The following is a 13,504-nucleotide window of genomic DNA, read 5'->3' on the forward strand; positions in this document are numbered from 1 at the left end:
CTTTCCATTCAATGTCTAAACATGTTATGATAGAGACTAGGATTCTCGTGGAATGGAGGAGAAACGTTGTCTGACGGCGGTAAAACGAAAACAACAGTTGAGATTTACGGACAGTCCTATACGATCATCGGTCAAGAAACGAAGATGCATATGCGACATGTTGCTTCAATTGTTGATGATAAAATGAGAGAAATCAATGAAAAAAATCCATACCTTGATATAAACAAATTAGCTGTACTGACAGCAGTCAATGTCGTCCACGACTACTTGAAATTAAAAGAGCAATACGAAAAACTAGAGCTTCATCTAAAAGAAAAGGAATGAAATTACCGTGATCGATATCATCATTTTGTTTTTGCTTCTTATGGGAACGCTTGTCGGTCTAAAACGCGGGTTTATTCTTCAATTTATTAAATTGATTAGCTTTGTTGTTTCTATTTTAGTGGCTTCTCTGTTTTATCAGTCACTTGCACCACAGCTTACGTGGATTCCAGCACCTAATTTTAGCGGCGGTCAAGCGCAGCTCGCTTTCTTTAGTGGGAATCTAGAAACAGCTTATTATAATACCATTGCGTTTATCATTCTGTTTATCTTGACCAAAATCCTGCTCGCTATCATCGGCGGATTGCTCACAACCATTGCAAGTATCCCTGTGATTAAACAGGTCAACAAACTGCTTGGCGCTGTTTTAGGATTTCTTGAAACCTATCTATTTGTGTTTATTCTATTGTTTGTGGCTGCATTACTTCCAGTCGATGCGCTTCAAACCATGATGAGCAAATCAATGTTAGCAGATGTGATCGTAAATAGCACCCCTTACCTGTCCGGTCTTGTCAAAGACCTCTGGTCGACGTATGGAGTTTAAGAACTTCTCCTTTCTTGGAGAAGTTTTTTCTCATTCCATGACAGAAAGTTGTCGGATGAAGGGAAAGTTTGTATATTTATATAGGAAGATGCCAAAGCAGCTGGAGGATGAGAGATGAATAAAAAAGATATTATCAAACTTCTTGAAACAATTGCAGTCTATATGGAGCTAAAAGGAGACAATCCTTTTAAAATTTCTGCCTTTCGTAAAGCAGCTGCGGCACTGGAACAAGATGACCGCAGTCTTTCTCAAATAGATGACCTATTAGCATTACCCGGCATTGGAAAAGGAACCTTTGCTGTGATCACAGAGTATATCGAAAAAGGACAGTCTGAAACACTCGAACAATTAAAAAAAGAAGTGCCTGAAGGACTTGTCCCGCTCTTAAAATTGCAAGGACTCGGCGGGAAGAAGATTGCTAAGCTCTACCAAGAGCTTGGTGTTCACGATGCACAGTCTTTAAAAGAAGCATGTGAAGCGGAAAAAGTACAAACGCTTGCTGGGTTTGGCAAAAAAACAGAAGAAAAGATTCTTGCCGCTCTTGAGGAGGCAGGAAAGCAGCCAGAACGACTGCCAATTGGCTTTGCATTAGATGTGGCAGAGCGAATTGATGATGCGCTGGAACAGATGGAGGGAATCATCCGTTTTTCAAGAGCGGGCAGTTTAAGACGTGCGCGTGAAACGGTTAAAGATTTAGATTACATCATTGCGACTGATAACCCTGAACAAGTGAGAAAGCAGCTTGTTGCTCTTGATGATGTCAAAGATGTCATTGCGAGCGGTGATACGAAGGTATCGGTCATTCTTGCACTTGATTTTGAAATCAGTGTAGATTTCCGGCTTGTGACAACAGACCAATTTGCAACAACGCTGCACCATTTCACTGGCTCAAAAGATCATAACATTCGTATGAGACAGCTTGCGAAGGAACGCGGTGAGCGTATTAGTGAATATGGGGTTGAAACGATCGAAACTGGGGATGTGAAAACATTTGAAGACGAAAGTGCTTTTTATGCACATTTCCAACTTCCGCTCATTCCGCCAGAAATTCGTGAAACCGGAGCAGAGATTGATTCGTATAAAGAAAGTATGCAATTTGTAGAACGAAAAGATATCAAAGGCGATCTTCATATGCACTCGACATGGAGTGATGGCGCCTTTTCTATTCGCGAAATGGCAGAGGCATGTATCGCAAAAGGCTATGAATACATGGCCATTACAGACCACTCACAATATTTAAAAGTAGCAAACGGTTTAACAAAAGAACGTTTGCGTTTGCAAGCAAAAGAAATTGACAAGCTGAATCAAGAATTCGAACATTTTCACATTTTCAAAGGGGTCGAAATGGATATTCTGCCGGATGGATCGTTAGATTATGATGATGACTTTCTAGCAGACATGGATTTTGTCATTGCGTCTATTCATTCTAGCTTCTCTCAGCCGGAGGAAGTCATCATGGAGCGCCTAGAAAATGCCTTGAATAATCAGCATGTGGATTTAATTGCCCATCCAACTGGCCGTTTGATCGGTAGACGAGACGGCTATGCTTTAAATATTGATCAGCTCATAGAGCTTGCGAAAAAAACGGGCACTGCACTGGAACTCAACAGCAACCCGTCAAGACTTGATTTAAAAACAGAGCATTTAATGAAAGCAAACGAAGCGGGTGTGAACATCATGATCAACACAGATGCACACAACATCGCCATGCTCGATCATATGGACGTCGGTGTCACAGCTGCAAGAAAGGGCTGGACACCAAAAGCAAATGTCGTGAATACATTTTCACTCAATGAGATGAAAAAGTTTTTAACGCGTGACAGGTAGTCGTTAGGAGGCTGGACCATGCTGCAACAAAAAGTGTTAGCATCATTAGAATTTCATAAAGTAAAAGAAAAAGTCATGTCCTATACTGCTTCGACTTTAGGGAAAGAAAAAGCGCAGGACTTAATACCACTCACAGATATCGAGAGCATTCAGCATCTGCTAGAAGAGGTAGCAGAAGCGCAAGATGTGATTCGTTTAAAAGGATCTGCGCCGTTTGGCGGGTTAACGGATATTAGACGAGGCGTCAAACGAGCAGAAATAGGCAGTATATTAAGCCCTGCTGAGCTGATGGAAATTGCGGCGCTGTTATATACCACAAAAAACATGAAGCACTTTCTCACCTCTATGTATGAGGACGGAGTAGAGATACCCCGTCTTCATACATATGCAGAATCGCTGATTTTACTGCCAGACGTGAGAAAAGAAATCGAAAGCTGTATTGGTGACAATGGAGAAGTGCTTGATCACGCAACGTCTGCACTCCGCACCATACGAACGCAGTTACGATCACTAGAATCAAAAGTACGAGATAAATTAGAATCAATGATTCGTTCACAATCTGCCTCGAAAATGCTGTCAGACACCATTGTGACCATTCGTAATGATCGGTTTGTCATTCCCGTAAAACAAGAGTACCGCTCGAATTATGGAGGGATTGTTCACGATCAATCTTCTTCAGGCGCAACTCTTTTTATTGAGCCGCAAGTGGTCGTGGATTTAAATAACACCTTGCAGCAAACTCGCCTAAAAGAAAAGCAAGAGATTGAAAAGATTTTGCAAATGCTGACAGCGAGTGTGTCAGAGCACATTGATGAATTGCTTCATAATGTGAATGAACTTCAGACATTAGATTTTATTTTCGCCAAAGCCAAATATGCAAAAGCAGAAAAAGCCACAAAACCTACTGTGAATAACCAAGGGGAGATTTATTTAAAACGGGCAAGACATCCCCTATTGCCCCGAGATCAGGTTGTGGCAAATGATATTGAGCTAGGCAAAGATTTTTCTACGATCGTCATCACGGGTCCAAATACAGGCGGTAAGACCGTCACTTTAAAAACACTTGGACTTCTTACGCTGATGACGCAGGCAGGTCTTCATATTCCAGTCGAAGAAGGATCAGAAGTGGCTGTATTCGATCAAGTCTTTGCTGATATTGGAGACGAGCAGTCTATTGAACAGAGCTTGAGTACATTCTCATCTCATATGGTCAATATTGTGGATATCTTAAAGCATTTAACGTCTAATTCACTCGTGTTATTTGATGAATTAGGTGCGGGGACAGATCCTGCTGAAGGTGCAGCACTTGCGATGAGCATCTTAGATGAAGTTCATCAAACAAATGCGCGCGTCATCGCAACGACTCACTATCCTGAGCTGAAGGCATACGGATATAACCGAGAAGGCGTCACAAATGCGAGTGTAGAGTTTGATATTGAAACCTTATCCCCTACATATCGCTTGCTCATCGGGGTGCCGGGACGAAGTAATGCATTTGAAATTTCCAAGCGTCTAGGATTGCCTCATCATTTAATTGACCGTGCAAAAGCAGATATGCATGCGGAACATAATGAAGTCGATCAGATGATTGCTTCATTAGAAGACAGCAAAAAACAAGCAGAAGAAGAACTGCATGAGACGGAATTCTATAGAAAAGAAGCAGAGAAGCTCCATAAAGAATTGCAAAAACAAATCCTTGAATGGAATGAACAAAAGGACAAACTGCTGGAAGAAGCTGAACAAAAAGCGGCAGAAAAGATTGAACAAGCAACAAAAGAAGCAGAAGAGATTATTCAAGAGCTTCGGTCCATTAAAAGTGAGCATCGTTCATTCAAAGAACATGAACTCATTGATGCGAGAAAGCGTCTTGAAGAAGCTGTCCCTGAGTTTGACCGTAAGAAAAAACCAGAGCCGGTGAAAAAAGCAGCAAGACAGCTAAAGCCAGGCGATGAAGTCAAAGTGCTGACGTTTGGCCAAAAAGGAACGCTCATCGAACAAACGGGTAACAAAGAATGGAGTGTCCAAATGGGCATTCTGAAAATGAAAGTAAAAGAAAAAGATATGGAATTTATCAAATCAGCACCGGAATTTAAGCAAGAGAAAGCCATCACGGCGGTCAAAGGAAAAGACTATCATGTATCACTTGAGCTTGATTTAAGAGGAGAGCGTTATGAGAATGCCTTAAGCAGAGTCGAGAAATACTTAGATGATGCCGTCTTAGCTGGCTATCCGCGTGTGTCGATCATTCACGGTAAAGGCACTGGCGCCTTGAGAAAAGGGGTCCAGGAATTATTAAAACAGCACCGTAGTGTAAAAAATGCTCGTTTTGGAGAACAAGGCGAGGGAGGATCAGGCGTCACCATCGTCGAATTAAAGTAAAAAGGAGAAAACGCATGAAAGCCTTTTGGGAAAATGAACTTGTGGAAATTGCCGCCTATTACAGCGTGGCCGTCCTATGTCTTGTCTTATTTCTAACCATATTTGAACTCGTGACCTCCTATAAAAACTGGGAAGAGATTCAGCGGGGGAACTTAGCTGTTGCTATGGCAACCGGCGGGAAGATTTTTGGGATTGCCAATGTCTTTCAGCATTCCATCGCCCAGCACAACTCGCTTCTTCAAATGGTCGGATGGGGCGTATACGGCTTTGTGATGCTGCTCGTCAGCTATTTCATTTTTGAATTTTTAACACCACGATTTAAAGTAGACAAAGAGATTGAGAATGATAATAGAGCGGTCGGGTTTATTTCACTCATTATTTCTGTTGGGCTGTCTTATGTAGTAGCAGCCGGCATTTAAGGAGACGACATGGAAAAAATAGCCAAAGTATTAATTGTAGTTGCCTGCACTTTTGCGGTTATTGGTGCCGTTTACATGTTCCTGTAAAATGAAGAATACATTCTAGAAAGCTGTCAGGGAAAACCTTGACAGCTTTTCACTCATCAAAGGCGGCGAATCAGGATGAATCAAATCTTGCAAAAAGACGAACTCATAAAGCGCATTGACACTTGTCTCAAAAAGACATCTCTTCCCCAAGACATATATGAACCGTATATTGCACGTCCTTTTCAAACGACTGGTTTTTTTGATGATTTGAGCCCCTATATTGAAATTGATCCAGTCGGCTATATTCTTATTCAATATGAACGAGGGATTAAAGTGCTTCATAAAAGAACAAAAGAGGCGGATGAAGTCGTTTATTGGATTTTAGAAGACACCATCTTTCTAACTGTGTATCTAGACATGATGAGACAATATCAAGTGGACAATATCCACACACATTTACCTAATGACCCTAGTATCCATAAACAGATCGTGGAGAGAGTCCATGAGTCATTTCGTGTGATCGGTGGATTATACGAAAAGTGGCATCATGAAGGGAAAAGAGCCTCTATAGAAACACCGGCGAAAAAATGAAGATGTGCCATAGAACGAGCTCGATTTGAAAAAAGCAAACTGCCATAAGGAAAAGTTTGCTATAATAAAATAGTACGAAAGTTCAGGAAGGAGGGTTTTTATGCAGTCAGATAAACGATGGCTTCTGCATTACCCGAATCAAATTCCCCACGAACTCACCATCCCAAATGAAACATTGCAATCTTACTTATTCAGCTCCGCAGAGGCAGCACCTGAGCATACAGCCATTCATTTTTTAGGAAAAAACATCACCTACCAGCAGTTACAAGAAGATGCGCTGAAATTAGCCAGTCACTTGATTGACATCGGTGTCAAAAAAGGCGACAGAGTAGCGATTATGCTGCCAAACTGCCCGCAATCGGTGATTTCTTATTATGCGGTTTTAATAGCAGGCGGCATTGTCGTTCAAACCAATCCGCTTTATACGGAGAAAGAACTGGAATATCAAATGGAGGACAGCGGCTCTAAGGTGCTGATCACTCTCGATCTACTGTATCCAAAGGCCTATAAAATGAAAGCGCTGACAAGTATGGAACATTTGATCATCACAAAATTACAAGATTACTTGCCATTTCCGAAAAACATATTGTTTCCGATTGTCCAGCGAAGGAAAAACAACATGGTCATCCAAGTGGAGAAGAGTGATTCCATTCATCATTTCTCACAGATCATGAAAGAGTCGTCAGGAGAACAGATTCCGCAAATATCCTTTCAACCGAAAGAGGATGTCGCAGTTTTGCAATATACAGGCGGAACGACCGGTTTACCAAAAGGAGTCATGCTCACACACGAAAATATAGTAGCCAATACAGAAATGTGTGCATCCTGGATGTATAAAACGAACCGTGGAAAAGAACGGATTCTAGGGATCATTCCGTTCTTTCATGTATACGGCATGACGACCGTGCTAAACCTTGCAGTCAAAGAAGGTCATCAAATGATTCTTCTTCCGCGTTTTGATGCAGCGGATGCCTTGAAGACTATTGAAAAACAGAAACCGACGCTGTTCCCAGGAGCACCAACGATGTATATTGCCCTGCTTCATCATCCGAATATTGAGAAGTATGACCTATCATCCATCACGGCATGCTTAAGCGGATCGGCCGCTCTTCCTGTTGAAGTCAAACAGAGTTTTGAAAAACTAACAGGAGGAAGGCTTGTAGAAGGGTATGGACTTTCAGAAACTTCTCCTGTCACTCATGCCAATTTCTTATGGGGAGCGAACAAAATAGGAAGTATCGGGTGCCCTTGGCCGAATACGGATGCCGGTATTTATTGTGAAGAAACGGGTGGACTCAAAGCGCCATATGAGCACGGAGAGATTATCGTCAAAGGTCCTCAAATCATGAAAGGGTACTGGAATCAGCCGGATGAGACAGCGGCAGTGTTAAGAGACGGCTGGTTTTTTACAGGAGACATTGGGTATATGGATGAGGATGGTTTTTTCTATATCGTAGACCGGAAAAAAGATGTCATCATAGCGAGTGGCTATAATATTTACCCAAGAGAGGTTGAAGAAGCCCTTTATGAGCATGAGCTTGTACAAGAAGTTGTTGTGGCGGGTATTCCAGATCCGTATAGAGGGGAAACAGTAAAAGCCTTTGTTGTCCCGAAGAAGGATGCCTATGTAACAGAGGATGAACTGGATCGTTTTGTTAGAACAAGAATTGCCTCATTTAAAGTGCCGCGTGTCTACGAATTTAAGGAATCACTGCCTAAAACGGCTGTAGGGAAAATCTTGCGCAGAGTGTTAATTGAAGAAGAAAAAAGAAAGCAATCATCTTCAACAGAAGAACCAGTCGATCGATGAGAGAATGAACCAGCATCATCCGGTCAAGCGGCCGGATGATTTGAATTGTACGTGTCTGCTCTGGTATGCTAAAGGTTGAAAAGAAAGAAGAACATCACTTGACAAATCACTCGTTTCTTTTTAACATAAAGTTATGAATGAATGCTCATTCAATTTAGAAAGGGACGAAGCACATTGAAGCAGAAAAGACCGAAGTACATGCAAATTATTGATGCAGCCGTTGTGGTGATTGCAGAGAACGGCTACCATCAATCACAAGTTTCAAAGATTGCCAAACAAGCAGGGGTAGCAGACGGAACCATTTATCTCTATTTCAAAAACAAAGAGGACATTTTGATCTCATTGTTCAAAGAAAAAATGGGACAATTCATCGAACGGATGGAAAACGATATTCAAAAGAAACCGTCTGCCAAAGAAAAGCTTCTTCTCCTCATTCGAGAACACTTTCGCCTGCTATCGCAAGACCATCATTTGGCCCTTGTGACACAGCTTGAACTCAGGCAGTCAAACCTTGAACTGCGCCAAAAAATCAATGAGGTGCTGAAAGGGTATTTAAATATGCTCGACTCCATTTTAACCGAAGGAAAGAAGACCGGAGAATTTAGACAAAATCTAGATGTCCGCTTAGCGAGACAAATGGTATTTGGGACGATTGATGAAACCGCTACAACATGGGTCATGAATGATCAAAAGTATGACCTGCCTGCACTCGCAGAAAGTGTACATGATCTTCTCTTAAACGGAATACATCAATCTTAAAGACAATTGAAAAAGGATGATTGACATGGAAAAAATACTTAGCTTACACCAAGACGAACAGACAGCACTCATCACGATTCAACACCCACCTGCAAATGCCTTATCCTCTCAGCTTCTCACTGAACTCAATGACATGTTTGATCAGCTTGAACAAAACAGTGAAGTGAGAGCTATTGTCATTCATGGAGAAGGTAGATTTTTCTCAGCAGGTGCTGATATTAAAGAATTTACGACCTTGCAGGAAGAATCTGATTATGCCAGCCTTGCAGACAGAGGACAGCAAGTGTTTGAACGAATTGAACAATGTCCAAAACCGGTGATTGCTTCCATTCACGGGGCAGCATTAGGCGGCGGGCTTGAGCTGGCGATGTCGTGTGATATTCGAATCGCAACAAAAGATGCAAAGCTGGGACTGCCGGAATTAAATCTCGGTATTATCCCAGGATTCGGCGGAACGCAGCGCCTGCCTCGCTACGTTGGATCAGCTAAAGCACTTGAAATGATGGGAACAGCTGAGCCAATTACAGGAGAAGAAGCATTTGCCTGCGGACTTGTTTCAAAACTTGCGGAAACAGAGGAAGAAGCGCTGGAAACAGCGAAAACATTGGCGGCGAAATTTGCAGCGAAAAGCCCTAAAACGCTTGAGTATGTGCTTGAGTTATTGAATGCGACAAAAGTGTACTCATATGATGGCGGAATGAAGCTGGAAGCCAAAAAGTTTGCTGAGGTGTTCCAGTCGAATGATGCCAAAGAAGGCATCCAAGCTTTTATTGAAAAGCGTAAACCGAATTTTAAAGGGGAATAAGGGATTAGTACGACACAAGGGGGAGAAATGAATGAATATTTTTGTTTTAATGAAGCGTACGTTTGACACGGAAGAGAAAATCTCTATTCAGTCTGGTGCTATTCAAGAAGATGGGGCAGAGTTCATTATTAATCCTTATGATGAGTACGCAATTGAAGAAGCGATTCAGCTTCGGGATGAGCACGGGGGAGAAGTAACGGTCGTGACAGTTGGCAATGAAGATGCGGAGAAGCAGCTTAGAACAGCACTTGCAATGGGCTGCGATCAAGCCGTTTTATTAAATGTTGAAGATGATTTGGAGGAGTGGGATCAATTTTCCGCTTCTACGATTCTATATCACTATTTCAAAGATAAAGAAGCATCCTTGATCTTAGCAGGGAATGTAGCGATTGACGGCGGGTCTGGACAGGTGGCCCCGCGTCTTGCTGAATTACTCGGTTTTCCATATGTCACAACCATTACAAGTATTCAAATCGACGGCGGCACTGCTTCAATTGAGCGAGATGCAGAGGGGGATGTGGAAGTGATTTCTGCCGAGCTCCCACTAGTGGTCACCGCGCAGCAAGGTCTCAATGAGCCTCGTTATCCATCGTTACCAGGCATCATGAAGGCAAAGAAAAAGCCTTTAGAAGAATTAGAATTAGACGATCTAGATCTAGATGAAGACGATGTGCCATTTAAAATCAAAACAATCGAACGTTTCTTACCGGAGAAAAAAGAGGGTGGCAAGGTGCTGAGCGGCGAGCTTCAGGATCAGGTCAAGGAACTGACAGACCTGCTAAGAAATGAAGCAAAAGTCATCTAAACATCCACTTTACGATACCACGAGAACAAGGGGGAGCTTAAAGGATGAGTAAAAAAGTTGTTGTACTTGGAGAAAGTCGTGACGGTAAATTAAGAAATGTGACATTTGAAGCGATTGCTGCCGCTCACGAGGTGGCTGATGGCGGTGAAGTGATTGGCGTTTTAATAGGGGATCACGTCAAAGACCAAGCGGATGAACTGCTTTATTATGGAGCGGATCATGTGATGATCGTCGAGCACCCGCATCTTTCTTATTATACGTCTGATGGTTTTGCGCAGGCGCTTCAAGCAATATTAGATCAAGTCAATCCTGATGCAGTGCTCTTCGGTCATACATCGATCGGAAAAGACTTGTCACCAAAAATAGCTGCACGCCTGCAAACAGGCTTAATTTCAGATGCAATAGATGTAAGCGTTACCGGTGAACATCTTGTTTTCACTAGACCGATTTATTCAGGAAAAGCTTTTGAAAAAGTCATTTCAACAGATCGTCTGCTTTTGGCTACTATCCGTCCAAACAACGTGGCACCGCTGGAGCGTGATGCGTCACGCAGCGGAGAAGTGACGCCAGTTTCTGTCGATATTCAAAACCTAAGAACGATCGTGAAGGAAGTCATTAAAAAAACATCAGAAGGTGTAGATTTATCTGAAGCGAAGGTCATTGTTGCAGGAGGCAGGGGGGTCAAGAGCAAAGAAGGCTTTGAACCGCTGAAAGAACTTGCCCAAACGCTTGGCGCAGCAGTCGGTGCCTCGCGTGGTGCATGTGACGCTGACTACTGCGATTATGCCCTGCAAATTGGTCAAACCGGTAAAGTGGTCACACCTGACCTTTACATTGCCTGCGGGATTTCAGGAGCTATTCAGCATTTAGCCGGTATGTCCAACAGTAAAGTCATTGTTGCGATCAACAAAGACCCAGAAGCTGAAATCTTCAAAATTGCCGATTACGGAATTGTCGGTGACTTATTCGAAGTCGTTCCGCTTTTAAATGAAGAGTTAAAAAAGATGAATATCCATTCTTAACGCTCATACACTCAGAATGCCTAGGTATTCTGGGTTTTTTTTATGTCATCACGAAACAAAGGAGCGGTTTACAAGTGAATGGAACAGTAAAAGTCAATGAAGTGATTGGACGCATTTCTAAACACATCTATGGACACTTTCAAGAGCATTTAGGAAGAGGAATTTATGACGGCATTTGGGTAGGGAAAGACTCATCGATTGACCATATTGAGGGGATACGTACCGATGTACTAAAGGCACTTCAAGCCTTACATATCCTGGTGCTGAGGTGGCCGGGCGGCTGTTTTGCAGACGAGTATCATTGGGCAAATGGCGTCGGTGATCTGAGTGAACGAAAGCCGATGGTGAATACTCATTGGGGTGGCACCGTTGAATCAAATGCGTTTGGTACACATGAATTTATGAGACTGTGTGAATTACTTGAATGTGAGCCTTATATTTGTGGAAACGTTGGAAGCGGCTCTGTTCAAGAATTAGCAGAATGGATTGAATATATCACATTTCCTAAGGGGACACCTATGTCGGATTGGCGGATTCAAAATGGAAAACAAGAACCGTGGGAGCTGACGTATGTTGGTGTAGGCAATGAAAGCTGGGGATGTGGTGGAAATATGACGCCAGAGTATTATGCAGACTTATATAAACGCTACCAAACGTATGTGAGAGAATTTGCTGGTCAGCACATTTACAAAATCGCATGCGGTGCGAATTCAAATGATGTGAATTGGACAAAAGTATTAATGGAGCGTGCAGCGCCTTGGATGGATGGGCTCAGTTTGCATTACTATACGGTCCCAGGAACATGGGAGAAGAAAGGGTCAGCGACCGATTTTGATGAGGATGAGTGGTTTACAACGCTGAAAAAGGCGTCTGAAATGGAGCGGCTTGTTGTGGAACACGGAGAGATCATGGATCGTTATGACCCAGACAAGCGAATCGGGATGATTATTGATGAATGGGGGACATGGTATGATCCAGAACCGGGGACAAATCCAGGGTTTTTGTATCAGCAAAACACATTAAGAGATGCTCTAGTCTGTGCCTTGCATTTTCATATTTTTCATCGCCATTGCCAGCGGATTCATATGGCGAATATTGCCCAGACCGTCAATGTGTTGCAAGCGATGGTGTTAACGCAGGACGAAAAGATGCTCCTGACACCTACCTATCATGTATTTCACATGTTTCAAGTGCATCAAGAAGAAGAAGCGCTTGAAGTAGAATTGAATGCGCCTTCGTATGAACGCCGGGGTGAAAAAATTCCTCAAGTCAGTGTGTCAGCCTCGCGGTCATCTGACAAGATGCATATTAGTTTATGTCATGTGAATCCCCATGAAAAAGCAGACGTATCTCTTGCGATAGAGGGAATCGATGCAAAAACGAAGGTCACTGGCCGTGTGCTGACTGCTGATCGGATGAATGCACACAACACGTTCGATGATCCTCATTCTGTTCAGCCTGCGGACTTTCGACAATTTGCTGTTAAGCACGGCGAGCTGACTATTGATCTGCCGCCTATGTCGGTTGTCATGTTGACCGTCGATCTGGCTTGATCGCATATTTCAATGTTTGATGAGAAGAATGTTGGGGCATCATACATTGTAAATGAAGCGGAAAGGGAGTTATGTCATATGCTTAGAACCATTCTGATGATCATTGGTGCGATTGTTGTTATTGGTGCGATTATACGGTTTGTTTTTTAATTCATTTCATAAAAAATGATTCGTAAGCATTTCATTCGCAAGTCACATTGGTAGATGCTATACTAAAAAGCATAATTTACATTGGAGGAATGAATAATGGCAATCGTAAAAGCTACTGACGCAACATTTTCACAAGAAACTGCAGAAGGTGTTGTTCTTGCAGATTTTTGGGCACCTTGGTGCGGACCTTGTAAAATGATTGCTCCAGTTCTTGAAGAACTTGATCAAGAAATGGGCGATAAAATGAAAATTGTAAAAATTGATGTGGATGATAACCAAGAAACTGCTGGTAAATATGGCGTTATGAGTATCCCAACACTTCTTGTTTTAAAAGACGGTGAAGTCGTCGAAACGTCTGTTGGTTTCAAACCAAAAGAAGCACTAGCTGAGCTTGTAAACAAACATCTATAAACCGATCTATGCCCGCGTGGCATGATCTCAAAAAGCGGTTCTCGTATAGTCGAGAGCCGCTTTTCTTTCATCGTGGTATAA

General features: G+C 42.5%; 13 protein-coding genes. All 13 read left to right on the plus strand.

Annotation, left to right across the window (positions count from 1 at the left end; genetic code table 11):
• Window positions 1-66: 66 nt before the first annotated feature.
• The 13 genes from zapA to trxA all read left to right on the plus strand — a co-directional run bounded on the left by zapA (window position 67) and on the right by trxA (window position 13,423).
• Window positions 67-324 (plus strand): cell division protein ZapA, encoded by a 258-nt coding sequence (gene zapA, locus ACTJJQ_RS11495; protein WP_008345998.1) that lies wholly within the window; start codon window positions 67-69, stop codon window positions 322-324.
• A gap of 7 nt (window positions 325-331) precedes the next feature.
• Window positions 332-865: a CvpA family protein gene (locus ACTJJQ_RS11500; protein ID WP_025207758.1), complete on the plus strand. Its 534-nt coding sequence runs from the start codon at window positions 332-334 to the stop codon at window positions 863-865.
• Window positions 866-979: 114 nt separating this feature from the next.
• Window positions 980-2,692: a DNA polymerase/3'-5' exonuclease PolX gene (gene polX / locus ACTJJQ_RS11505; RefSeq protein ID WP_368774594.1), complete on the plus strand. Its 1,713-nt coding sequence runs from the start codon at window positions 980-982 to the stop codon at window positions 2,690-2,692.
• Between the two features lie 21 nt (window positions 2,693-2,713).
• Complete coding sequence (locus ACTJJQ_RS11510) at window positions 2,714-5,071, plus strand: endonuclease MutS2 (RefSeq protein ID WP_281201256.1); 2,358 nt, start codon at window positions 2,714-2,716, stop codon at window positions 5,069-5,071.
• Window positions 5,072-5,085: 14 nt separating this feature from the next.
• Entirely contained in the window at window positions 5,086-5,490 is a 405-nt protein-coding gene (locus ACTJJQ_RS11515; RefSeq protein ID WP_007501637.1) for a DUF350 domain-containing protein, read from the plus strand.
• Between the two features lie 162 nt (window positions 5,491-5,652).
• Window positions 5,653-6,108, plus strand: a complete 456-nt coding sequence (locus ACTJJQ_RS11520; protein ID WP_236809999.1) for an Imm63 family immunity protein — start codon at window positions 5,653-5,655, stop codon at window positions 6,106-6,108.
• Between the two features lie 100 nt (window positions 6,109-6,208).
• Entirely contained in the window at window positions 6,209-7,918 is a 1,710-nt protein-coding gene (locus ACTJJQ_RS11525) for an AMP-binding protein (protein ID WP_035391186.1), read from the plus strand.
• Window positions 7,919-8,092: 174 nt separating this feature from the next.
• Window positions 8,093-8,677, plus strand: coding sequence for a TetR/AcrR family transcriptional regulator (locus ACTJJQ_RS11530; RefSeq protein ID WP_017367816.1), 585 nt, complete (start codon window positions 8,093-8,095; stop codon window positions 8,675-8,677).
• 25 nt (window positions 8,678-8,702) lie between these two features.
• Entirely contained in the window at window positions 8,703-9,482 is a 780-nt protein-coding gene (locus ACTJJQ_RS11535; protein ID WP_017358245.1) for an enoyl-CoA hydratase, read from the plus strand.
• A gap of 31 nt (window positions 9,483-9,513) precedes the next feature.
• Entirely contained in the window at window positions 9,514-10,287 is a 774-nt protein-coding gene (locus tag ACTJJQ_RS11540) for an electron transfer flavoprotein subunit beta/FixA family protein (protein ID WP_052321056.1), read from the plus strand.
• A gap of 44 nt (window positions 10,288-10,331) precedes the next feature.
• Window positions 10,332-11,309: an electron transfer flavoprotein subunit alpha/FixB family protein gene (locus ACTJJQ_RS11545; RefSeq protein WP_017358243.1), complete on the plus strand. Its 978-nt coding sequence runs from the start codon at window positions 10,332-10,334 to the stop codon at window positions 11,307-11,309.
• 74 nt (window positions 11,310-11,383) lie between these two features.
• Entirely contained in the window at window positions 11,384-12,862 is a 1,479-nt protein-coding gene (locus tag ACTJJQ_RS11550) for an alpha-N-arabinofuranosidase (RefSeq protein WP_440600216.1), read from the plus strand.
• Between the two features lie 246 nt (window positions 12,863-13,108).
• Window positions 13,109-13,423 (plus strand): thioredoxin, encoded by a 315-nt coding sequence (gene trxA, locus ACTJJQ_RS11555; RefSeq protein WP_007501629.1) that lies wholly within the window; start codon window positions 13,109-13,111, stop codon window positions 13,421-13,423.
• Window positions 13,424-13,504 lie beyond the last annotated feature (81 nt).

Source organism: Bacillus sp. 22483, assembly GCF_052044605.1.
Lineage (GTDB): Bacteria > Bacillota > Bacilli > Bacillales > Bacillaceae > Bacillus > Bacillus altitudinis.

Bases quoted from the DNA above. Each gene is read 5' to 3' on its own strand.
- trxA (WP_007501629.1), top strand. From the start codon at position 13,109: ATGGCAATCGTAAAAGCTACTGACGCAACATTTTCACAAGAAACTGCA.
- ACTJJQ_RS11525 (WP_035391186.1), top strand. From the start codon at position 6,209: ATGCAGTCAGATAAACGATGGCTTCTGCATTACCCGAATCAAATTCCC.
- ACTJJQ_RS11540 (WP_052321056.1), top strand. From the start codon at position 9,514: ATGAATATTTTTGTTTTAATGAAGCGTACGTTTGACACGGAAGAGAAA.
- ACTJJQ_RS11535 (WP_017358245.1), top strand. From the start codon at position 8,703: ATGGAAAAAATACTTAGCTTACACCAAGACGAACAGACAGCACTCATC.
- ACTJJQ_RS11545 (WP_017358243.1), top strand. From the start codon at position 10,332: ATGAGTAAAAAAGTTGTTGTACTTGGAGAAAGTCGTGACGGTAAATTA.
- ACTJJQ_RS11515 (WP_007501637.1), top strand. From the start codon at position 5,086: ATGAAAGCCTTTTGGGAAAATGAACTTGTGGAAATTGCCGCCTATTAC.
- ACTJJQ_RS11520 (WP_236809999.1), top strand. From the start codon at position 5,653: ATGAATCAAATCTTGCAAAAAGACGAACTCATAAAGCGCATTGACACT.
- polX (WP_368774594.1), top strand. From the start codon at position 980: ATGAATAAAAAAGATATTATCAAACTTCTTGAAACAATTGCAGTCTAT.